This is a genomic window from Rhizorhabdus dicambivorans (assembly GCF_002355275.1).
In the GTDB taxonomy this organism is placed as follows: Bacteria; Pseudomonadota; Alphaproteobacteria; order Sphingomonadales; family Sphingomonadaceae; genus Rhizorhabdus; species Rhizorhabdus dicambivorans.
Window position 1 is genome coordinate 2,555,447 of record NZ_CP023449.1, and the last position, 19,042, is coordinate 2,574,488.

The following is a 19,042-nucleotide window of genomic DNA, read 5'->3' on the forward strand; positions in this document are numbered from 1 at the left end:
AGAGTAGATGGCAGAGGCTCCCGCTTACAGGCAACCGCGCAGTTCATTCCGTATCTGGGCCATGGTCGGACTGTCGCTGCTGCTGGCGAACTGCACCGTCGTGCCGAAGGGCAAGCCGGGCCCGGTTGCACCGCCGCCGCCGGTCGAGAAGCCCGATAGCGGGACGCTGCCGTCGGATCAGGCGCGGCATCGCGTTGCGCTGCTGGTGCCGTTGACCGGTTCGAACGCGGCGGTCGGCCAGTCGATCGCCAATGCCGCCACCATGGCGCTGATCGATACCGGCAACAAATCGGTGCGGATGACGACTTACGACACCGCCCTGGGCGCCGCCGCTGCCGCCACGCGGGCGCTGGCTGATGGCAACCGGCTGTTCCTCGGCCCGCTGCTGTCCGAGGATGCCGTCGCGATTGCGGCGGCCGCGCGCAAGGCCGGCGTGCCCGTCATATCCTACTCCAACGACGCGGCAGTGGCCGGCAACGGGCTTTTCGTGATGGGCTTCTCGCCGGCCCAGTCGATCGACCGCGTGGTCCATTATGCCAAGGGCAAAGGGATCAAGCGCTTTGCAGCGCTGGTGCCGAGCGGGGTCTACGGCCGCAACGCTTCGACCGCGATCATCCGTTCGGTCGAGAGCGCCGACGCCAATCTGGTTGCGATGAAAAGCTACGAGCGCAATGCGAAGTCGCTGCAACGCGCGGTCGCCGATCTCGGCCGCAGCCAGCAGGGCTATGAAGGCGTGCTGATTGCCGACAATGCCCGGCTCGCGATCAGCGCGGTGCCGCTGATCCGCAGGATGTCGAACCAGCAGGCGCGGGTGCTCGGCACCGAATTATGGGCGGCCGAGCCGAGCGCGCTGACATCGCCCGTGCTGGCCGGCGCCTGGTTCGCCAGCGTGTCGGACGCGCGCTATCGCACATTGGCGACCGCCTATCGCCGCCAGTTCGGCAAGGCGCCGTTCCGGCTTGCCAGCCTGGGCTATGATTCGATGCTGCTGGTGGTGAAGATCGCCCGCGACTGGAAAATGGGGGAGCGCTTCCCCGCCGATCGCCTGCGCGACGAGGACGGTTTCGTCGGCGTCGACGGTGCGTTCAGGTTCGGCCCGAATGGCGTGGCGCAGCGCGCGCTGGAAGTGGACGAGGCGAACCCGGCCGGGGTCAGGAATGTCTCGCCCGCGCCGAGCAATTTCACCGAGCAATAAAAAAGCGGCCCGAGGCCGCCGAAAGATCCGATCGCTCGCCCGGGCGCCGCATGAGTGCGGCGTCCGGTGCGTGCGATGGTTAGAGCGCGAAGACCAGGCTGACGGCCAGAGTCTGCGCTGCGACTGCGAAGAACAGCGAGGTCGCTCCTTCAAAGTACCGCATGATATACCCCTGCGAATAAATGTTTCTTGTGCATCGCATCGTTGTTGTGCGATGCAGCAATATTTACTTCGCAGGTGCGGCAAGGGCAATTTCGCAATCAGCCTTTACGGTTGCGCCAAATGCAATCGTTAAAGTGCATTTTACTGAACCGCCTGCTCAGACGGCGATGATTTCGGGCAGGATGGCGTCCAGCAGCAGCATGCCGGCTTCCTCCACGCGCACCCTGTCGCCGCTCCGGGCGATCAGCGCCTGCCGTTCCAGGCGGGCGAGCGCCGGCTGTGACAGAAGCTGCTGCACCGCAATGCCGCTGATAGCGGCGATCCGGGCGAGGTCGACGCCTTCGGTCAGCCGCAGCCCCATCAGCAGCGCTTCCTGGGCGCGGGCTTCGGCGGGCAGGGTGTCCTCCTGCTCGATGCCGTGGCCATTGGCGTCGACCCGCGCCAGCCAGTTCTCCGGCTTCTTTCGGCGCACCGTCGCCAAGCCGCCGCGCCGGCCATGCGCGCCCGGCCCGATCCCGGCATAGCTGCCATAGCGCCAATAGGTCAGGTTGTGCCGGCTCTCGGCTCCGGGCCGGGCGTGGTTCGATATCTCATAGGCGGGCAGCCCGGCGGATGCGGTGATCGCGCGGGTCCGCTCGAACAGTTCGGCGGCCAGATCCGGATCGAGTGGGGCCAGTTCGCCCTTGGCGAAGCGGGCGGCGAACTGCGTGCCCGGTTCGATGGTGAGCTGATAGAGCGAGAGATGCTCGGTCCCGAAGCCGAGTGCGCGGCGCAGTTCGGTTTCCCAGGCCTCCGGGGTCTGATCGGGCAGCGCATAGATCAGGTCGAAGCTGACCCGCGCGAAGGCGGCCTGGGCGGTATCGAGCGCGGCCAGTCCCTCGCGCACGTCATGCGCGCGGCCCAGCCAGTGCAGCATCATATCGTCGAGCGCCTGGAGGCCCAGCGAAATGCGGTTGACCCCGGCCTTCGCGATGTCGCCGAAGCGTGCCGCCTCGACCGAGGAGGGATTGGCCTCCAGCGTGATCTCGATGCCGGGATCGACCGCCCAATGCCCGGCGGCGGCGTCGATCAGGGCGGCGACCGTCCCGGGCGGCATCAGCGACGGCGTGCCGCCGCCGACGAAGATCGAAGTCAACCGGCGGCCCGGCAGCTGTTCCGCCTCATAAGCGAGGTCCTTGAGCAGCGCGGCGCGCCATGCGGCCTGGTCCACGCTTTCGCGGACATGGCTGTTGAAGTCGCAATAGGGGCATTTCGAGACGCAGAACGGCCAGTGGATGTAGAGCGCGATCTCTCCCTCCCTTTCAAGGGAGGGGGCCGGGGGGTGGGTGGCGAGCGGCAGCGAGCTATCCTGCATATCGTCTCCCGCGCCTCACCCACCCTTCAATCCCCTCCCTTGAAAGGGAGGGGAGGTCAGAAAACCGCGCTCACCAGCTTTGCGAAGGCGTCCGCCCGGTGGCTCATTGCGTGCTTCGCCTTGGGCTCCATCTCGCCGAAGCTGATGCCATGGCCCAGGGGCTGGAAGATCGGATCATAGCCGAAGCCCCGGTTGCCGCGCGGCGGCCAGGTGATGATCCCGTCGACCCGCCCCTCGAAGCTCTCGATATGGCCGTCCGGCCAGGCGAGCGCCAGTGCGCAGACGAAATGGGCGTCATGCCCGGCCCCTTCGCCGGCTTCCTGCATGCGGGCGTGGACGCGACGCATTCCTTCCATGAAGTCGCGGCTGCCGTCCTCCAGCTCGGCCCAGCGTGCCGAGAAGATGCCGGGCTCGCCGCCCAGCGCTTCGACGCACAGGCCGCTGTCGTCGGCGAGCGCGGGCAGGCCGGTCAGGTCGGCCGAGAAGCGCGCCTTCAGCTCGGCATTGGCGACGAAGCTGGTGCCGGTCTCCTCGGGCTCGGGCACGCCCAGCGCGCCGGCGGAGACCGTATCGATCCCGTAGGGCGCCAGCAGTTCGCCGATTTCCCTGAGCTTGCCCTTGTTATGGCTGGCGATGACGAGCTTGCCCGGCCCGAGCTTGCGGTGGAGCAGGCCGTGCGAGTCTCGCTCTGTCACCGGCCGACGGCCTTGCGCTGCGCGGCGAATATCTCGCCGCAGCCGATGCGGGCCAGGCGGAGCAGTCTCAGCAAGGCTTCCTCGTCATAGGTCGCGCCCTCAGCGGTCGCCTGCGCCTCGGCGATGTTGCCATTGTCGAGCAGCACGAAATTGGCGTCGGCATGCGCGCTCGAATCCTCGATATAATCGAGGTCGAGCACCGGGGTTCCCTCATGGATGCCGCAGGAGACCGCCGCGACCTGCGCGGTGATAGGGTCCTCGGCGATCGCGCCCGACGCGATCAGCTTGTCGACTGCCAGACGCAGCGCCACCCAGCCGCCCGATATCGATGCGGTGCGGGTGCCGCCATCGGCCTGGATCACGTCGCAGTCGATCACGATCTGGCGCTCGCCGAGCTTGGCCATGTCGACCACCGCGCGCAGCGAGCGGCCGATCAGGCGCTGGATTTCCTGGGTGCGGCCCGATTGCTTGCCCTTGGCCGCCTCGCGGCTGCTGCGCGTGTGGGTGGCGCGGGGCAGCATGCCATATTCGGCGGTGACCCAGCCCTGGCCTTTGCCGCGCAGGAAGGGCGGCACCTTCTCCTCGACCGAAGCGGTGACGAGCACCTTGGTGTCGCCGAAGCTGATGAGCACGGAGCCCTCGGCATGGGCGGTGTAGCCGGTTTCGATGCTGATCGCCCGCATCTGATCGGGCGTGCGGCCGGATGGGCGCATGGATGTTCCTCTTTGCTGTGTGGCGGGTTCCTTAGGCGTGCCGGTCGCAAGTTGGAAGCCTGTTGAGCAGGCGGCATCGCTTCACTATCTCTGGGGCGTGAACGTATCGCCCATGTCCGAAATGTCGAGCCGCGCCCGCGAGGTGTTCCGCGTCGTCGTCGAAAGCTATCTCGGCACGGGGCAGCCTGTCGGGTCGCGCACCATCTCCAAGCTGGCCGGGCTGAACCTGTCGCCCGCCTCGATCCGCAACGTGATGCAGGACCTGGAGGAGCTGGGCCTGCTCGCCGCGCCGCACACCTCGGCCGGGCGGATGCCGACCCAGACGGGCCTGCGGCTGTTCGTGGACGGCATGATGCAGACCGCCGAGCCTTCGCCCGAGGAGCGTGCCGCGATCGAGGCGCGCGCCGCGCGCGGCGGGCCGATCGAGGAGGCGCTGGCGCAGACCAGTGCGGTCCTGTCGGGCCTGTCGGCCTGCGCCGGCATCGTGCTGGTGCCGCCGCACGAAATGGTGCTGCGCCAGTTCAGCTTCGTGCCGCTGTCGCGCGAGCAGGCGGTGGCGGTGCTGGTCGGCCAGGACGGCAGCGTCGAGAACCGCGTGGTGGACATTCCGGCCGATGTCCCGCCCTCGGCGCTGGTCGAGGCCGGCAATTTCATCAGCGATCGGCTCGCCGGTCTCACCCTGAGCGAGGCGAAGGCCCGGATCGAGGCCGAACTGGGCAAGGGGCGTGCCGCGCTCGACGCTGCTGCAGCTTCGCTGGTGGCGCAGGGGCTGGCGGTCTGGTCGCAGGACGGCAGCGCGCGGCCCGTGCTGATCGTGCGCGGCCAGGCCAATCTGATCGACCCCGGCGCCGTCGCCGATCTGGAGCGGGTTCGCCAGCTGCTCGATGAGATCGAGGGCAAGGAGGAGATCGCCCGGCTGCTCGACAGCGCGCGGGGCGGGCAGGGGATCAAGATCTTCATCGGCGCGGAGAACAAGCTGTTCTCGCTGTCGGGCTCATCGGTAATCGCCGCGCCCTATCGTGGCGGCGACGGGCGCGTCGTCGGCGTCGTCGGCGTGATCGGGCCGACCCGGCTCAACTATGCGCGGATCGTGCCAATGGTCGATTTCACCGCCCAGGCGCTGACCCGGATGATGACGTAGCTTTCCGGCGTCATTCCCGCCCTTCGACTGCCTGCAAGGCAGGCGCTCAGGATAAACTTCGGCTACATGCCGAAGGCGGGAATCCATATTCTCTGAAGCTCGAACCTCTTGGGCGAAGGGGTTATGGATCCCCGCATCCGCGAGGATGACGAATGTTGGGCGCGGACGCTTGGTACGCGAAGGCCCTGCTTTCGCTGGAATGACGGCAATCCGATTGTTTTCAGCGGTCGTTGTTGGGGCCGCTCTTCGAGACGAGGCCGAGCACCTCATCCTCGCTGATCATCTCTTCGAACTGGACGCCGAAGCGGTTGCCCTCGACCCAGCGGACCACGCCGGGCACATCGAAATTCTGCCGTTCGAGCAGCAGCCGGCAGCCGACCGGCGGCGGTGGCGAGGCGCTGAGCATCGCGCCGCCCTGCGACACGTCGAGCAGCACGCCATTCGCCTCGCCATGGACCGAGTAGAAGGTGGCGGCAAGCATGATGCGGTGGCGGCCATAGCGGCGCGCATCTTCGTTTTGCTGTTCACCGGCGAAGGCCATGGGCGTCCATTTCCCAGAATCAGACTCGTTGCGACGCGGCAATCATCCCCGATTATCGCTAACAAACCCCTAAGAGCAGAAGTGAACGGTGGATTTTCCGTAGCGCCACCGGTCGTGCTAGGCTGTGCCGCATGAGCGACGGCGAAGCAGGCGGGCAGGCCCCGCGCGGCGGCGATCTGGTGCGTCGACACCGGCTCTCGACCCGCATCTGGCACTGGATCAATGCCCTCACCATCTTCGTGATGCTGATGAGCGGGCTGATGATCTTCAACGCCCACCCACGACTCTACTGGGGTCAATATGGCGCGAACCATGACCGTGCCTGGCTGCAGATCGGATCGATCGGCGATCGCGGCATCGTCCAGATCGGCGACACCCGTTTCGACAGCACCGGCCTGCTCGGCCTGTGGAAGGATCGCGACGGTGTCGTGAGGCGCAAGGCCTTCCCCTGGTGGGCCACGATCCCGTCGAGCTACAGCCTCGCCGACGCGCGGCTCTGGCATTTCTTCTTTGCCTGGGTGCTGGCGATCGGTGCCGTAGCCTATGCCGCGATCGGGCTGGTCAATCGCCATATCCAGCGCGATCTGCTGCCGCGCCGGGGCGAACTGCACCCGCGCCATATCTGGCATGACGTCAAGGCGCACGCCCGGCTGCGCTTCCCCACAGGGGCTGCGGCCTTGCGCTACAACATCCTCCAGAAGCTCGCCTATCTGGCCGTCATCTTCGGGCTCATCCCGCTGGTGATCCTGACCGGGCTGACCATGTCGCCCGGCGTCAATGCCGCCTGGCCGTGGCTGCTCGATCTGTTCGGCGGGCGGCAGTCGGCCCGGTCGATCCATTTCCTCTGCGCGGCCGGCTTCGCGCTGTTCATCCTCGTCCATCTGCTGATGGTGCTGCTCGCGGGGCCCTTCAACGAGGTCCGCTCGATGGTCACGGGCAGATACCGGCTTCCGAAGGAGCGTGCGGAATGATCACACGACGCGGCCTGATCGGATCGCTGGCGGCGGGCGCGGGCGGGTTGCTGCTCTCGGGCTGCAACAGGATCAATGCCAATCCCGGCGTGCGCTCGCTGCTCCAGAGCGCCGAGGGGCTGACGATGCGCGCCCAGCGGATCATCGCCGACCGCAGCGCGCCCGCCCGCGAATATGGCTTGGCCGATCTGTCGCCGGTGTTCCGCGCCAACGGCACGCGCCAGCCCGCCGGCGCCGATTATGAGGCGCACCGGCTTGCCGGCTTCGCCGACTGGCGGCTCCTCGTCGACGGTCTGGTGGCGCGGCCGCTGTCGCTGTCGATGGCGCAGATCCGCTCGATGCCGCAGCGGACGCAGATCACCCGCCATGACTGCGTCGAGGGCTGGAGCGCGATCGGGCAATGGACCGGCGTCCCGCTCCATAGGCTCCTCGACGCCGCCGGGCTGCGGAGCAATGCGCGCTACCTGATCTTCCACTGTGCCGACCGCTACGCGCAGGCCGATTATTATGAGAGCATCGACCTGATCGACGCCTTCCACCCGCAGACCATCCTCGCCTGGGGGCTGAACCGGCAGCTCCTGCCGGTGGGCAACGGCGCGCCGCTGCGCCTCAGGGTCGAACGGCAGCTCGGCTACAAGCACGCCAAATATGTCCGGCGGATCGAGGCGGTCGATAGCCTCGCCTCCATCGGCCGCGGCAAGGGCGGCTATTGGGAGGATTATCACGATTATGCCTGGTATGCGGGGATTTAGACGGGCTTTCGACCCCATGCCGTCATCCTGACGGAAGTCAGGATCCAGACGCGCAGCCAACCTCTTCTGCCGGAGCGTTGCGGTAATGGATGCTGAATCGAGTTCAGCATGACGCGTCAGGCGCGGGGGCGCCTGCTCTCGATCAGGGTGAACAGGCCCACGCCGCCGACCACCAGCGCGGTTCCGGCGGCCTCGGGCCATCCGAACGGCTCGCCGAGGATCAGGATCGCCAGCACGATCGTCACCAGCGGGCTGACCGTCGAGATGATCGCGGTGCCCTGCGCGCCGATCCGGGCGGTGCCGGCGGACATCATGAAGGTGGGGACGACTGTCGAGAAGAGGGCTAGCGCCGCCATCAGGCTCCAGGCGGGCAATGGCGCCGGAGGAATGGCGATCCCCTGCGCGAGAAGATATTGTGCGATCAGCGTGGTGCTGGCCGTGCTCATCGCGATCGCGGTGAACAGGGCGGGGCCGCAGCGCAGGATCAGCTCGCGGGCAAAGAGCTGGTAGAGCGCGAAGAACGCCGCCGCGCACAGCACCAGCGCCGCGCCGCCCAGCATCGCGGGGGTCAGCCGGGCGGGATCGGCGCCGAACATCAGGATCAGCCCCGCATAGCTGAGACCCGCGCCGGCCAGCGCATGGGCGCGCATCCGGTGCCGGAACAGCAGCCGGCCGAACAGCAGCACCATGAAGGGATAGGTGAACAGGATCAGCCGCTCGGTCTGCGCCTCCAGCGTCTGAAGTCCCTCGAAATCGAGCCAGGAGGAGAGGTGATAGCCGAGGATGCCGACCAGCGCGGCGAGCCCGATGCTCTTCGCATTCGGGCGCCTGTCCACCGGGCGGCGGCGCCATTCGACGATGCCGACCGCAAGGAACACCGGCAGCGACAGCGCCATCCGCACGGCCAGCAATGCGGTGGTGTCCACCTGATAGGCGTAGATCAGCTTGATCAGCACCCCCTTGATCGCGAACAGCATCGCGCCGACCGCGGAGAGCGCGAAGCCGGTCAGCCGCCAGGAGGCGGAGTGGGATTGAGAGGACATGGCTCGCCTTAATCCCCCTCCCGCTTGCGGGAGGGGCTAGGGGTGGGCAGGCAGCCCGTTAGGGCTGCGCTCTTTACGCGATGCCGGAGGCCCACCCCCGCCCCTCCCGCAAGCGGGAGGGGCGAACAGTGGGCGAGCCGGGTTCAACCCGCCTTGGCGTCCACCGGAGCCCGTCCGCGCTTCACCATCATCTTGTTGAGCGCGTTGACATAGGCACGGACGGAGGCGACCATCGTGTCCTGGTGCGCGCCGCGCCCGCGCGTGGTGCGGCCATTCTCGCTGAGCAGCACCGAAACCTCGGCCTGCGCGTCGGTGCCGCCCGTCACGGCATGGACCTCGTAGCGCTCCAGCACCGAGCTGTCGTGCGGCACGATCAGGCGGATCGCGTTGAACAGCGCATCGACCGGGCCGTTGCCCTTCGACGTCACCGTCTTGTCCTCGCCGTCGACCTCCAGGGTCAGGATCGCGCGCTGCGGCCCGTTCGAGCCGCAATAGACCTCGACCTCCTTGACCTGGATCGCATCATGCCCGCGCAGCACCTCGTCGTCGACCAGCGCGACGATGTCCTCGTCATAGACGGCCTTCTTGGCGTCGGCGAGCTGCTTGAAGCGGCCGAAGGCGTCCTGGAAGGCGTTGTCGCCCAGGCTGTAGCCCAGTTCCTCCAGCTTCTGGCGGAAGGCGGCCCGGCCCGAATGCTTGCCCATCACCAGGCTCGACTGGGTGAGGCCGACGCTCTCGGGCGTCATGATCTCATAGGTCGAGCTGTCCTTGATCATGCCGTCCTGGTGGATGCCGCTCTCATGTGCGAAGGCGTTGGCGCCGACGATCGCCTTGTTGGGCTGCACCTGGAAGCCGGTGATGCCCGAGATCAGGCGCGACGCGCGGGTGATCTCGGTCGAGACGACATTGGTGCGATAGGGCATCACGTCCTGACGCACCTTCAGCGCCATCGCGATCTCCTCGACGGCGGCGTTGCCGGCGCGCTCGCCGATGCCGTTGATCGTGGATTCGACCTGGCCCGCGCCGTTCATGATCGCGGCCAGCGTGTTGGCGACCGCCAGGCCCAGATCATTATGGCAATGGGTGGAGAAGGTCGCCAGATCGGCGTTCGGCACCCGGTTGATGACGTCGGCGAACATCGCACCATAGGTCTGCGGAGTGGCATAGCCGACCGTGTCGGGCAGGTTGATCGTCCGCGCGCCGGCCGCGATCGCGATCTCCACCGCGCGGCACAGGAAATCGGGCTCGGTGCGGGTCGCGTCTTCGGCCGACCATTCGACGTCGGGGGACAGGCTGGCAGCCAGCCGCACGGTGCGGTCGATCGCCTCCAGCACCTCGTCCGGCGTCTTGTTGAGCTTCACCCGCATGTGCAGCGGGGAGGTGGCGATGAAGGTGTGGATGCGCGGCGACTTGGCGTGCTGCACCGCTTCCCAGGCGCGCTCGATGTCGGCGGTGGCGGCGCGCGCCAGTGAAGCGACGGTCGCGGTCTTGCACTGGCGGGCAACTTCCGACACCGCCTCGAAATCGCCGGGCGATGCGATGGCGAAGCCGGCCTCGATGATGTCGACGCCCATCGCCTCCAGCTGCGCGGCGACCTGCAATTTCTCTTCCAGGTTCATCGAGCAGCCGGGAGACTGCTCGCCGTCGCGCAATGTGGTGTCGAAAATCTTGATGGTCTTGGTCACGATACCTGCTCCTGCTGCAGGGTGGTCATTTCGGGGTTCGTTTCTGGACCCTTAGACGCCGTGGCTTGCAGGGCCTTCTCGACCCCAAGCGAAATCGCGCGCCTAAGGGCGCGTAAGTCGAAGCAGGAGAAGGGCGATGTACCGCGTCATGATGGGGCGCTCTTACAGGTGAAAAGGTTATCAAGTCCATAGGGTAATGCGCATTTCCCCATTCGTCGCCCAGTTCACCCCTTTGCCTTCAGCGCCTCCGCCAGCGACGCCGTGGCGCTGCCGCGCTTCGCCGCCTTGGGCTGGTCGGGGCTCGGCGCCCAGCCCGACAGATAGACCAGTTCGAAGCTTTCGCGCAGACGCCCGTCCGGGCCGGCGGCTTCGGCGAACCGCTCGAACAGCGCGGCCAGCCAGGCTCGGCCCGGCGCGGTGCGGGCGCGCTGGTTCAGGATATTGGTCGCCGCCATGCCGCGCAGGTCGTGGAGCAGGCGGATCGGATCGCCATAGCCGACGTCGAGCCGGTCCCCGTCCGCCACCTGCAGGGCGAAGCCCGCGCGCGACAGCAGATCGCCCGCCGAGCGCACGTCGATCTGTGGGTGGATCCGGGCGGCGACGCTGCCATTGGCGTCTGCATCCGCCGCAAGCAAAGCCTGTTTGAGCCAGGCAAGGCTGCCCGCGCCGGCGAAGGCGCCCAGGAACAGCCCGTCAGGCCGCAGCGCGCGGCGGATCAGCGTCAGCGCGCCCGGAAGATCATTGACCGTGTCGAGCGTGCCGACCGCGACGACCAGGTCGAAGCTCGCATCGGCGAAGGGCAGGCGATCCTCGTCGCACTGCACGCCATCGCTCGCCCGGGCGAAGGCGAAGCCCGGATCGGCCTGGACGATCAGGCGTCCGGGCGCGGCGAAGCGCGGGGCGATCCGGCCGTCATGGCTGCCCAGGATCAGCACCCGCCCGAAATCGCGCGTCACCATCGCCAGCCGTTCGGCCAGTTCGTCGGCCATGTGCGTGATCAGGAAATCATGCTCGCCGAAGCGCGCCGCGGCGCGGTCGCGGCGCTGGCGGCGCAATTGGCGGTCGAAAATCTCGGGGGCGTCCATCGCGGCGCTTGTGCCGCCGGGGCTCCCCGGTGACAAGGTGGCATGAGGGCCGTTCAGCACTTGCGGGCGATCGGGGAAGGCGTGCTGCGTTTCGCCCTGCCGCCGCGCTGCCCCGGCTGCGGGGTGGTGACCCCCGGCATGCATCAGTTCTGCCTCGACTGCTGGGCGGCGCTCGATTTCCTGGGGCCCCCTCACTGCGCCCGCTGCGGCGAACCGTTCGAGCTCGATCCCGGCGCGGATGCGCTGTGCGGCGCCTGCCATGCCGATCCGCCGGCCTTCGATGCGATGCGCGCCGCCGTCGCCTATGGCCCGATCGCCCGCGCGCTGGCGCTCAAGCTCAAATATGGCCGCCGCCCCGGTATCGCCCACACCATGGCCTCGGCGATGCGCCGCCATCTGCCGCAAGAGGGGGAGTGGCTGCTGGTGCCGGTGCCGCTCCATCGCTGGCGGATATGGCGGCGCGGCTACAACCAGTCGGCGTTGATGGCGCGGGCGATCGCGCGCGGCACGGAGCATGATCTGGGCCTCGAGGCGCTGGTCCGGGTGAAGGCGACGCCGATATTGCGCGGGCTGGGCCGCGACGGACGGGCCCGTGCGGTGCGGGGTGCCTTCGCGGTGCGCGACAAGGCGGCGGTGGCCGGCCGGTCGGTGCTGCTGGTCGACGATGTCTATACGACTGGCGCCACCGCCAATGCCTGCGCGAAGGCGCTGCGCCGTGCGGGAGCGGCGCGGATCGAGCTTCTGTGCTGGGCGCGGGTGCTGCGTGACGATACGGATCAGGATGTCCCGCGTTGACATTCGCGGCGCCCGACAACATTTCGGGCAGCTACTAAGGATAGGAAATTGATGCCCAGGATCGAAATCTACACCAAGGCCTTCTGCCCCTATTGCTCGCGCGCCAAGGCGCTCCTCGAGACCAAGGGCGTCGCCTTCGAGGAATATGACATCAGCATGGGCGGGCCGAAGCGCGAGGAGATGCTCCAGCGTTCGAACGGTGGTTCGACTGTGCCGCAGATATTCATCGACGACCGGCATATCGGCGGCTGCGACGACATGTTCGCGCTCGATCGGGCCGGCAAGCTCGATCCGCTGCTCGCCGCCTGATGCGCGTTGCCCTGCTCCAGAGCCGGACCGGGATCGATCCGGCCGCGAACGCCGCGGTTCTGGTCGACGCGGTCGCGCGTGCGAAGGCGGGCGGGGCGGAGATGCTGTTCACGCCCGAGATGTCCGGCCTGCTCGACCAGAATCGCAAGCGTGCCGCCGCGCACCTGAGCGACGAAACGGGCGATCCGGTGCTGGCCGCCGTCCGCAAGGCCGCCGCCGATCACGGCATCTGGGTGCACATCGGTTCGCTGGCCCAGACCGGCGGCTCCGATGGGCGGCTCGTCAACCGCGCCTTCATGATCGATGATGGCGGTGCCGTGCGGGCCCGCTATGACAAGATTCACCTGTTCGACGTCGATCTGCCGACGGGGGAGAGCTGGCGCGAATCGGCGGCTTACGCGCCGGGCGAGCGGGTGGTGATCGCCGCCACGCCCTGGGCGAAGATCGGCCTCTCGATCTGCTACGACATGCGCTTCCCCGATCTCTATCGCGCGCTCAGCAATGGCGGCGCGGAGATATTGGCGGTGCCAGCCGCCTTTACCGTGCCGACCGGCAAGGCGCATTGGCATGTGCTGCTGCGCGCCCGCGCGATCGAGGCGGGCGCCTTCGTGGTCGCAGCCGCGCAATGGGGCGATCATGAGGATGGCCGCGCCACCTATGGCCATTCGCTGGTGGTCGATCCGTGGGGCGAAGTGCTGCTCGACATGGGCGAGGGCGAGGGAGTCGGCTTCGCCGATCTCGACATGGCCCGCCTGGCCGATGTCCGCGCCCGCGTGCCGGCGCTGAAGAACCGCCGGCCGATCGGCGCGGTAGAGGTGAGCGCATGATCGTCTTCGATGTGGGCTGCAAACAGGGTCATGTCTTTGAAATCTGGTTCGGTTCCTCGGCGGATTATGAAGACCAGAAGGCTCGTGGCCTGGTGATGTGCCCCTATTGCGGCTCGACCGATGTCGACAAGGCGGTGATGGCGCCGAACGTGGCGGCTAAGGGCAACCAGCGCAACGCCGTTGTTCCCGCACCCGGCGGGGCGCCGGCGGAGGTGCCGGCCGCCGCCAACCTGCCGTCGCCGGAGCAGTTCAAGGCGATGGTGGCCAAGCTGGCCGAGGTCCAGGCCAGGATGCTCGAAGGGTCGGACTATGTCGGCAAGCGCTTCGCCGACGAGGCGCGTTCGATGCATCTGGGCGAACAGGAAGCCCGGCCGATCCACGGCCAGACCAGCGCCGAGGAGGCAAAGGCCTTGATCGAGGAGGGCGTGCCGGTCGCCCCGCTGCTGCTGCCGGTCCGCCCGCCCAAAAGCGAGAATTGAGGTTTTGAGGGGGATTTGGCGCCCCGGGAGAGACTCGAACTCCCGACCTGCGGTTTAGGAAACCGTTGCTCTGTCCTGCTGAGCTACCGGGGCGCGCGCTGCTCTCTTATCGCGCCGGACGGCGATGTCCAGCGGGTGGCGTCGCTCAATAGTCGATCAGTTTCCGGTCGGGATCATAGGGCTGGTCGGGCACCACCTTGGTCACCGCCTGTCCGGCCACCATGCACTGCCGGGCCGCATCGAAGGCGTAGCTCGGCGATCCGTGGAGCTGCCAGCCCTCGGACAACGCCTTTGTCACCTTGTGGCAGAAGGCGGAGTCGTCGACGCCGGTGAGGAAGCGGTAGATCAGCATGGGATATCCGCGAGGGAAGCTGGAGCGGGTGAAGGGAATCGAACCCTCGTCGTAAGCTTGGGAAGCTTCTGCTCTACCATTGAGCTACACCCGCGGCGCGATGCCGATTGCCACAGGCGTCGGTGCGCGGTCAACATGGCGTCGCGAATTTCCCGCGATGCCGGCCAACCGCCTCACTCGCGAACGCCTTGGCGATGGAAATCTTCATGCGCGCATACTCTCCGCCATGAACCGAGAAGTGACGCCATGGCCCAGGATCCCACAGCCTCGACAGTTGCCGACCGGTTCAGCGCCGCGCTGCTCGGTCATTCCGGTTCCGCTGCGCCGCTCGCAGGCCGTATCGCGCGCGCGCTGGGGCTGCTCGGCTGATCGTGGCAGCCCCATCGCCATAATTTGATTTTACGTTCAAATAATGATTGTCGGCAGGGGTGCCGCGCTGTAGATCGTCTCCGATGCGCTCGGACCGGGACCACCCTGTCAGGCAGGCACCGGAGGAGAGGCATGGCCAACGCGATCGAGATCTGGACGAATTTCACGGCGCTCGATCGCAGCGATCCCTTCGCCTTCTTCGAACGGGCGCGCATGCTGGAGGCCGATGGCTGGGACGGCGCGACCTTTCCGGACTCGCATCAGGTCAATCCCGAGGTTGTCTCGATGCTGGGGGCCTGCACCCAGATCACCAGCCGTCTGCGCCTCGGCACGGGCGTCACCAATCCTTCCACCCGGCATCCGGCGGTCGTGGCGTCGGCGATGATGACGCTGAACGCGATTTCCGGCGACCGGATCGTGCTGGGCATCGGCCGTGGGGATTCGCCGCTGGCCTATTGCGGCGGCTCGCCAGTCTCGATCAAGGATTTCGAAGCCGCGCTGGAGATGATCCGGGCCTATATGAAGGGCGAGACGGTGCCGCTGGAGCTCGCGGCGACCGCGCTCGCGCGCAATTCCAGGGTCGGGTTCGGCGACGATCTGGCGATGAACCACGCGCCCGAGGGCAGCCTGATCAAATGGATCAAGCCCAGCCACCGTCGCCCCCCGGTCGAGGTGATCTGCACCGGCCCCAAGGTGATCCAGATCGCCGCGCGGCAGGCCGATCATATCACCTTCGCGCTGGGCGCCGATGTGGAGCGGCTCGCCTGGGCGGTCGGCGTCGCGAAGGAGGAACTGGCGCGGATCGGGCGCGATCCCGCCGATATCATCTTCGGCGCGCATATCCCGACCTTTCCGCACCACGACCAGGCGGTCGCCCGCAAGCTGGCGGAGGGCTATGTCACCGCCCAGGCGCGCTTCGGGGTGATGACGAACAAGGTGGTGGGGCCCGCCGACGCCGGCCAGCGCGCCAATTTCGAGCGGCTCGCGGGCAATTACGACATGCGCGCCCACGGCATGATCGGCAGCGCCCAGGCGCGGGTGCTCGACGATGACTTCATCGATGCCTTCGGCCTGATCGGCGATCCCGCCGCCGCGGTCGAGCGGCTGAAGCGGATTGTCGCGCTGGGCATCACCAAGCTGCAGCTGGTCACGTCACAGGCGAGCACCGACGACGGCCGCGCCAGCTACGGCCTCGCCACGACGGAGATCATGCCCGCCATCCGGGCCGCCGCCTGAGCCAGCAACGGGAGGGGATATGAACCGTATCGTCACCGGGCTCGCCGAAGACGGCCGCGCGACCATCGTGCGAAGGGACGAACTCTCGCCTATGACCGGCGGTCGGCCGGGCAGGCCGGAGATGCAGGCGATCTGGTCCACCGCGACGCCCTTCGCCATTTCGGATATCGATATCGAGCTGCCGGACCGCGATCGATCTGGCTATCCTGGCGCGGGCGAGGCGCGCTTCATGCTGTCGATGCTGCCCGGCAATTTCGTCACCCAGCAGCATGTGACCAGCACGGTCGACTATTTCCTGGTCGTCTCCGGTGAGCTGTGGCTCGTGATGGAGGACGGCAGCGAGGCGCGACTGGCGCAAGGCGACAGCGTCGTCCAGCGCGGCACCGTCCATGCGTGGGAGAACCGCTCGGATCAGCCGTGCCTCGTCGCCTTCGTGATGCTGGGCCTCGACGGATAGCAGGTGAGGAGGGACGGCATGCGTCAGGGGCCGCTCAGCGGATTGAAGGTCGTCGAGTTCGCGGGCCTCGGCCCGGCGCCCTTCTGCGGGATGCTGTTGTCCGATCTCGGCGCGGACGTGATCCGCATCGATCGGAAGGGCGGCCGCGCGCCCGGGAAATTCGATCCCACCGCGCGGGGCCGCCGGTCGGTCGCCTTCGACCTGAAGAAGCCCGAAGCGGTCGCCGCCTGTCTGGAGTTGATCGCGGGGGCCGATGCGCTGATCGAGGGCTTTCGCCCCGGGGTCATGGAGCGCCTCGGCCTCGGTCCGGAGGTGGCGCTCAAGGCCAATCCCGGGCTCGTCTATGGCCGCGTCACGGGGTGGGGACAGACCGGGCCGCTGTCGCAGGTGGCCGGGCATGATCTGAATTTCGTCGCAGTCACCGGCGCGCTGCACGCGATCGGCACCGCCGACCAGCCGGTGCCGCCGCTCAACCTGGTCGGCGATCAGGGCGGCGGGGCGATGTATCTCGCCTTCGGTGTGTTGGCGGCGGTCTTTCACGCCCGCGCCACGGGTGAGGGGCAGGTGGTGGATGCCGCGATCACCGACGGCGTCGCGTCGCTGATGGCCATGTGGTACGGCAGCCGCGCCGAGGGGAGCTGGAGGGACGAACGGGTGAGCAACCTGGCCGATGGCGGGCCGCATTTCGCCCGCACCTATCGGTGTGCGGACGGCAAATGGATTTCGATCTCGTCGTTCGAGCCGCCCTTCTATGCGCTGCTGCTGGAAAAGACCGGGCTCGACGATCCCGATATCGGCAACCGCATGAATCCCGATGCCTGGCCCGCGATGCGGGAGAAGCTGGCCGCCATCTTCGCGCGGCGGACGCGCGCCGAATGGTGCGCGCTGCTGGAGGGAAGCGACGTGTGCTTCGCGCCGGTGCTGACCTTCGACGAGGCTTTCGCCTATCCGCACAATGTCGCGCGCGGGACCTTCGTGGAGCGGGATGGGGTGATCCAGCCCGCCCCCGCGCCGCGCTTCTCGAGGACCCCGGGCGCGATCCAGGGTCCGCCGCCCGCCGTCGGGGAGCATGACCGGCAGGCGCTGGGCGACTGGGGCTTTTCCGAGGATGCCATCGCGCGGTTGCGCGATTGCGCGGCGATGGCCTGAACATGGCCAGCGACGCACCCGCTTCGGCCACCGCCGAATTCCGCCGATATTGGCCGCTGGTCCTCGCATCGATGGCCGGCAACAGCCTGACGGCGCTGCCCTTCTACACCATGGGCCTGTTCGTCGAACCGGTGGAGGCCGAGTTCGGATGGAGCCGGGGCTTCGTGACGGCGGGGCTTACCGTCTATGCCTTCATCGGCGTGACGCTGGCCGGGCCGATGGGCTATCTGATCGGCCGGGTAGGGCCCCGCCGGGTCGGCCTGCCGGGGACCTTCTTCTTCTGCGCGGCGCTGGCGCTGCTGGCGACGGTCACCGGCTCGAAATTCAACTGGCTGCTGATGTGGGGGATCGTCGCGTTGACCGCCGTCACGGTCAAGCCGACGGTGTGGACCACCGCGATCGTCAGCCGTTTCGAACATGGCCGGGGCATCGCGCTGGCGCTCAGCCTGTGCGGCGCGGGCCTCAGCACCATGGCCGGGCCGATCCTGATCAATCACATGATCGAGGCCTATGGCTGGCGGGCGGCCTATGTTGGTGTCGGCGCGATCTGGCTCGCGGTCTGCATCCCGCTGATCTATTTCTTCTTCTATGGTGCGCAGGACCGGCGGAGGGGGCAGCCGCCGGCCGACATCGAGGCGCGTGGTGCCGGGGAGGGGACGAACGGCGACCTGCCGCTCGGTGCCATGCTGCGCTCGCGGGCGTTCCTCAAGATCGGCCTCACCAGCTTCCTGCTGGTCGTGACGACCATGGGCATTACCGTCCATCTCGTGCCGATGTTCAGCGCATCGGGGCTGGAGCGCGCCCGCGCCGCGGAGATAGCGGGCCTCATGGGGGCCGCCGCCTTCCTTGGACGCATGGCGACCGGATCGCTGTTCGATCGGCTCAGTCCGACGCTGGTAGGCACGGTGATCTGCCTGCTGCCGGCTACGGCATTCGGCCTGCTGCTGATGTTCGACGGCTCGATTCCCTTCGCCCTGGTGATCGCCATCATCATCGGCCTGTGCTCCGGCGCGGAGATGGAGATGGCAGCCTATCTGTCCTCGCGCTTCCTGGGCCGGGCCAGCTTCAGCACCCTGTTCGGGGTGATCGTGGGGCTGGTGACGCTGGGCGCGGGGCTCGGCCCCACCCTGACGGGCATGATCTACGACGGCACCGGCTCGTACCGGATCGCCCTCCTGATAGCCTTGCCGCTGGCGCTCATTTCCGCTGCGCTTACCCTTTCGCTCGGCAAGCCTCCCGCGTCCCGGCGGTAGCCAGGGCGCGATCGGCGGATACGCAAAGCGCTTCCCCGTCAAACGATCAGGCTTTATGGGAAGCGCCATGACGCATCCCACTTCGAACGGCGAGCGCGATCTGCGGTCGGCGGTCCTGCGCGGCACCCGGGGCCATTGCCCGGCCTGCGGGCAGGCATCGCTGTTCGGGCGCTTCCTCAAGCCGGTGGGCCACTGCCCCGCCTGTGGCCAGGGCTGGAGCGGCCACCAGGCCGATGACATGCCCGCCTATCTGGTGGTGCTCGCGCTCGGCCATATCCTGGTGCCGGCGGTGGTGGCGATGAACCTCCGATTCGATCCGCCGATGTGGGCGGAGATGCTGCTGTGGCCGGTGCTGGCGCTGATCCTGGCGCTGCTGCTGATCCAGCCGGCCAAGGGCGCCGTGATCGGCTTCCAATGGGCAAGGCGGATGCATGGTTTTTCAGGCGGCCGTTGAGCGGGCGCGGATGGGGCAAGGTTCT

Annotated in this window: 22 protein-coding genes and 2 tRNA genes; 14 read left to right on the forward strand and 10 right to left on the reverse strand. The window is 67.7% G+C overall.

The features are described from left to right. The first annotated feature begins 7 nt into the window (after positions 1 to 7). On the forward strand, positions 8 to 1,195 hold the full coding sequence (locus CMV14_RS12145) for a penicillin-binding protein activator (protein ID WP_066959142.1): 1,188 nt from the start codon (positions 8 to 10) through the stop codon (positions 1,193 to 1,195). Between the two features lie 319 nt (positions 1,196 to 1,514). Here the strand turns inward: CMV14_RS12145 and hemW are convergent, their stop codons facing one another. From hemW to rph, 3 genes are read right to left on the reverse strand one after another with little or no spacing between them, the layout of a single operon-like run. Continuing rightward, positions 1,515 to 2,711, reverse strand: coding sequence for a radical SAM family heme chaperone HemW (gene hemW, locus CMV14_RS12150; RefSeq protein ID WP_083215654.1), 1,197 nt, complete (start codon positions 2,709 to 2,711; stop codon positions 1,515 to 1,517). Between the two features lie 56 nt (positions 2,712 to 2,767). After that, complete coding sequence (gene rdgB, locus CMV14_RS12155) at positions 2,768 to 3,406, reverse strand: RdgB/HAM1 family non-canonical purine NTP pyrophosphatase (RefSeq protein ID WP_066959143.1); 639 nt, start codon at positions 3,404 to 3,406, stop codon at positions 2,768 to 2,770. Then, complete coding sequence (rph, locus tag CMV14_RS12160) at positions 3,403 to 4,119, reverse strand: ribonuclease PH (protein WP_066959144.1); 717 nt, start codon at positions 4,117 to 4,119, stop codon at positions 3,403 to 3,405. Before rph ends, rdgB begins: the two co-directional genes overlap by 4 nt. A 112-nt stretch (positions 4,120 to 4,231) precedes the next feature. On the opposite strand from rph, the gene hrcA reads away from it, so the two are divergent. Further along, the gene (hrcA, locus tag CMV14_RS12165) at positions 4,232 to 5,260 is read left to right on the forward strand and encodes a heat-inducible transcriptional repressor HrcA (RefSeq protein WP_066959145.1); all 1,029 of its coding nucleotides are present in this window, start codon (positions 4,232 to 4,234) and stop codon (positions 5,258 to 5,260) included. Between the two features lie 220 nt (positions 5,261 to 5,480). Here the strand turns inward: hrcA and CMV14_RS12170 are convergent, their stop codons facing one another. Beyond that, the gene (locus CMV14_RS12170) at positions 5,481 to 5,801 is read right to left on the reverse strand and encodes a PilZ domain-containing protein (protein ID WP_066959146.1); all 321 of its coding nucleotides are present in this window, start codon (positions 5,799 to 5,801) and stop codon (positions 5,481 to 5,483) included. Positions 5,802 to 5,932: 131 nt separating this feature from the next. Between CMV14_RS12170 and CMV14_RS12175 the strand changes: the two genes are divergently transcribed. Both CMV14_RS12175 and CMV14_RS12180 read left to right on the forward strand, forming a co-directional pair. Next, positions 5,933 to 6,772, forward strand: coding sequence for a cytochrome b/b6 domain-containing protein (locus CMV14_RS12175; protein ID WP_066959147.1), 840 nt, complete (start codon positions 5,933 to 5,935; stop codon positions 6,770 to 6,772). Continuing rightward, positions 6,769 to 7,524: a molybdopterin-binding protein gene (locus CMV14_RS12180; RefSeq protein WP_066959148.1), complete on the forward strand. Its 756-nt coding sequence runs from the start codon at positions 6,769 to 6,771 to the stop codon at positions 7,522 to 7,524. Before CMV14_RS12175 ends, CMV14_RS12180 begins: the two co-directional genes overlap by 4 nt. Positions 7,525 to 7,640: 116 nt before the next feature. Here CMV14_RS12180 and CMV14_RS12185 read toward each other — a convergent pair whose 3' ends face one another. From CMV14_RS12185 to CMV14_RS12195, 3 genes are all read right to left on the reverse strand, one after another. Next, positions 7,641 to 8,567: a DMT family transporter gene (locus CMV14_RS12185; protein ID WP_066959149.1), complete on the reverse strand. Its 927-nt coding sequence runs from the start codon at positions 8,565 to 8,567 to the stop codon at positions 7,641 to 7,643. A gap of 143 nt (positions 8,568 to 8,710) precedes the next feature. Beyond that, the gene (locus CMV14_RS12190; protein ID WP_066959150.1) at positions 8,711 to 10,252 is read right to left on the reverse strand and encodes a 2-isopropylmalate synthase; all 1,542 of its coding nucleotides are present in this window, start codon (positions 10,250 to 10,252) and stop codon (positions 8,711 to 8,713) included. A gap of 224 nt (positions 10,253 to 10,476) precedes the next feature. Beyond that, entirely contained in the window at positions 10,477 to 11,337 is an 861-nt protein-coding gene (locus tag CMV14_RS12195; RefSeq protein ID WP_066959151.1) for a class I SAM-dependent methyltransferase, read from the reverse strand. 42 nt (positions 11,338 to 11,379) lie between these two features. Between CMV14_RS12195 and CMV14_RS12200 the strand changes: the two genes are divergently transcribed. The 4 genes from CMV14_RS12200 to CMV14_RS12215 are packed head-to-tail and all read left to right on the forward strand — an operon-like array spanning position 11,380 to position 13,747. Continuing rightward, the gene (locus CMV14_RS12200; protein WP_066959152.1) at positions 11,380 to 12,132 is read left to right on the forward strand and encodes a ComF family protein; all 753 of its coding nucleotides are present in this window, start codon (positions 11,380 to 11,382) and stop codon (positions 12,130 to 12,132) included. Between the two features lie 51 nt (positions 12,133 to 12,183). Then, a complete protein-coding gene (gene grxC / locus CMV14_RS12205) occupies positions 12,184 to 12,441 on the forward strand; it encodes a glutaredoxin 3 (RefSeq protein WP_066959153.1) in 258 nt (85 codons plus the stop codon). Continuing rightward, a complete protein-coding gene (locus tag CMV14_RS12210; protein WP_066959154.1) occupies positions 12,441 to 13,268 on the forward strand; it encodes a carbon-nitrogen hydrolase family protein in 828 nt (275 codons plus the stop codon). Before grxC ends, CMV14_RS12210 begins: the two co-directional genes overlap by 1 nt. Beyond that, positions 13,265 to 13,747, forward strand: coding sequence for a DUF1178 family protein (locus CMV14_RS12215; RefSeq protein ID WP_066959155.1), 483 nt, complete (start codon positions 13,265 to 13,267; stop codon positions 13,745 to 13,747). Before CMV14_RS12210 ends, CMV14_RS12215 begins: the two co-directional genes overlap by 4 nt. 16 nt (positions 13,748 to 13,763) lie before the next feature. Here the strand turns inward: CMV14_RS12215 and CMV14_RS12220 are convergent. The 3 genes from CMV14_RS12220 to CMV14_RS12230 form a co-directional block, all read right to left on the reverse strand. Next, positions 13,764 to 13,840: transfer RNA gene (locus CMV14_RS12220), tRNA-Arg, on the reverse strand. A gap of 52 nt (positions 13,841 to 13,892) precedes the next feature. Next, positions 13,893 to 14,099: a DUF1737 domain-containing protein gene (locus tag CMV14_RS12225; RefSeq protein WP_066959157.1), complete on the reverse strand. Its 207-nt coding sequence runs from the start codon at positions 14,097 to 14,099 to the stop codon at positions 13,893 to 13,895. A 20-nt stretch (positions 14,100 to 14,119) separates the two neighbouring features. Then, a tRNA-Gly gene (locus CMV14_RS12230) sits at positions 14,120 to 14,193 on the reverse strand. A 152-nt stretch (positions 14,194 to 14,345) separates the two neighbouring features. Here CMV14_RS12230 and CMV14_RS27400 point away from each other — a divergent pair. The 6 genes from CMV14_RS27400 (at position 14,346) to CMV14_RS12255 (ending at position 19,017) form a co-directional block, all read left to right on the forward strand. After that, the gene (locus tag CMV14_RS27400) at positions 14,346 to 14,468 is read left to right on the forward strand and encodes a hypothetical protein (protein WP_255250147.1); all 123 of its coding nucleotides are present in this window, start codon (positions 14,346 to 14,348) and stop codon (positions 14,466 to 14,468) included. 132 nt (positions 14,469 to 14,600) lie between these two features. Continuing rightward, positions 14,601 to 15,704, forward strand: a complete 1,104-nt coding sequence (locus CMV14_RS12235; protein ID WP_066959159.1) for an LLM class flavin-dependent oxidoreductase — start codon at positions 14,601 to 14,603, stop codon at positions 15,702 to 15,704. A gap of 19 nt (positions 15,705 to 15,723) precedes the next feature. Continuing rightward, a complete protein-coding gene (locus CMV14_RS12240; protein ID WP_066959161.1) occupies positions 15,724 to 16,161 on the forward strand; it encodes a cupin domain-containing protein in 438 nt (145 codons plus the stop codon). A gap of 18 nt (positions 16,162 to 16,179) precedes the next feature. Beyond that, the gene (locus tag CMV14_RS12245) at positions 16,180 to 17,310 is read left to right on the forward strand and encodes a CaiB/BaiF CoA transferase family protein (RefSeq protein WP_066959163.1); all 1,131 of its coding nucleotides are present in this window, start codon (positions 16,180 to 16,182) and stop codon (positions 17,308 to 17,310) included. A 2-nt stretch (positions 17,311 to 17,312) separates the two neighbouring features. After that, positions 17,313 to 18,563 (forward strand): MFS transporter, encoded by a 1,251-nt coding sequence (locus CMV14_RS12250; protein ID WP_139114665.1) that lies wholly within the window; start codon positions 17,313 to 17,315, stop codon positions 18,561 to 18,563. A gap of 67 nt (positions 18,564 to 18,630) precedes the next feature. Beyond that, the gene (locus CMV14_RS12255; RefSeq protein WP_096367721.1) at positions 18,631 to 19,017 is read left to right on the forward strand and encodes a DUF983 domain-containing protein; all 387 of its coding nucleotides are present in this window, start codon (positions 18,631 to 18,633) and stop codon (positions 19,015 to 19,017) included. The last annotated feature ends 25 nt before the right edge of the window (positions 19,018 to 19,042 follow it).

Excerpts from the sequence above, each read along its gene's own strand:
- CMV14_RS12200 (WP_066959152.1), top strand. The coding sequence starts at position 11,380 with ATGAGGGCCGTTCAGCACTTGCGGGCGATCGGGGAAGGCGTGCTGCGT.
- CMV14_RS12210 (WP_066959154.1), top strand. The coding sequence starts at position 12,441 with ATGCGCGTTGCCCTGCTCCAGAGCCGGACCGGGATCGATCCGGCCGCG.
- rph (WP_066959144.1), bottom strand. The coding sequence starts at position 4,119 with ATGCGCCCATCCGGCCGCACGCCCGATCAGATGCGGGCGATCAGCATC.
- hemW (WP_083215654.1), bottom strand. The coding sequence starts at position 2,711 with ATGCAGGATAGCTCGCTGCCGCTCGCCACCCACCCCCCGGCCCCCTCC.
- CMV14_RS12240 (WP_066959161.1), top strand. The coding sequence starts at position 15,724 with ATGAACCGTATCGTCACCGGGCTCGCCGAAGACGGCCGCGCGACCATC.
- CMV14_RS27400 (WP_255250147.1), top strand. The coding sequence starts at position 14,346 with ATGGCCCAGGATCCCACAGCCTCGACAGTTGCCGACCGGTTCAGCGCC.
- CMV14_RS12145 (WP_066959142.1), top strand. The coding sequence starts at position 8 with ATGGCAGAGGCTCCCGCTTACAGGCAACCGCGCAGTTCATTCCGTATC.
- hrcA (WP_066959145.1), top strand. The coding sequence starts at position 4,232 with ATGTCCGAAATGTCGAGCCGCGCCCGCGAGGTGTTCCGCGTCGTCGTC.
- CMV14_RS12195 (WP_066959151.1), bottom strand. The coding sequence starts at position 11,337 with ATGGACGCCCCCGAGATTTTCGACCGCCAATTGCGCCGCCAGCGCCGC.
- CMV14_RS12225 (WP_066959157.1), bottom strand. The coding sequence starts at position 14,099 with ATGCTGATCTACCGCTTCCTCACCGGCGTCGACGACTCCGCCTTCTGC.
- CMV14_RS12235 (WP_066959159.1), top strand. The coding sequence starts at position 14,601 with ATGGCCAACGCGATCGAGATCTGGACGAATTTCACGGCGCTCGATCGC.
- CMV14_RS12170 (WP_066959146.1), bottom strand. The coding sequence starts at position 5,801 with ATGGCCTTCGCCGGTGAACAGCAAAACGAAGATGCGCGCCGCTATGGC.
- CMV14_RS12215 (WP_066959155.1), top strand. The coding sequence starts at position 13,265 with ATGATCGTCTTCGATGTGGGCTGCAAACAGGGTCATGTCTTTGAAATC.
- CMV14_RS12180 (WP_066959148.1), top strand. The coding sequence starts at position 6,769 with ATGATCACACGACGCGGCCTGATCGGATCGCTGGCGGCGGGCGCGGGC.
- CMV14_RS12245 (WP_066959163.1), top strand. The coding sequence starts at position 16,180 with ATGCGTCAGGGGCCGCTCAGCGGATTGAAGGTCGTCGAGTTCGCGGGC.
- CMV14_RS12185 (WP_066959149.1), bottom strand. The coding sequence starts at position 8,567 with ATGTCCTCTCAATCCCACTCCGCCTCCTGGCGGCTGACCGGCTTCGCG.
- grxC (WP_066959153.1), top strand. The coding sequence starts at position 12,184 with ATGCCCAGGATCGAAATCTACACCAAGGCCTTCTGCCCCTATTGCTCG.
- CMV14_RS12175 (WP_066959147.1), top strand. The coding sequence starts at position 5,933 with ATGAGCGACGGCGAAGCAGGCGGGCAGGCCCCGCGCGGCGGCGATCTG.
- CMV14_RS12250 (WP_139114665.1), top strand. The coding sequence starts at position 17,313 with ATGGCCAGCGACGCACCCGCTTCGGCCACCGCCGAATTCCGCCGATAT.
- CMV14_RS12255 (WP_096367721.1), top strand. The coding sequence starts at position 18,631 with ATGACGCATCCCACTTCGAACGGCGAGCGCGATCTGCGGTCGGCGGTC.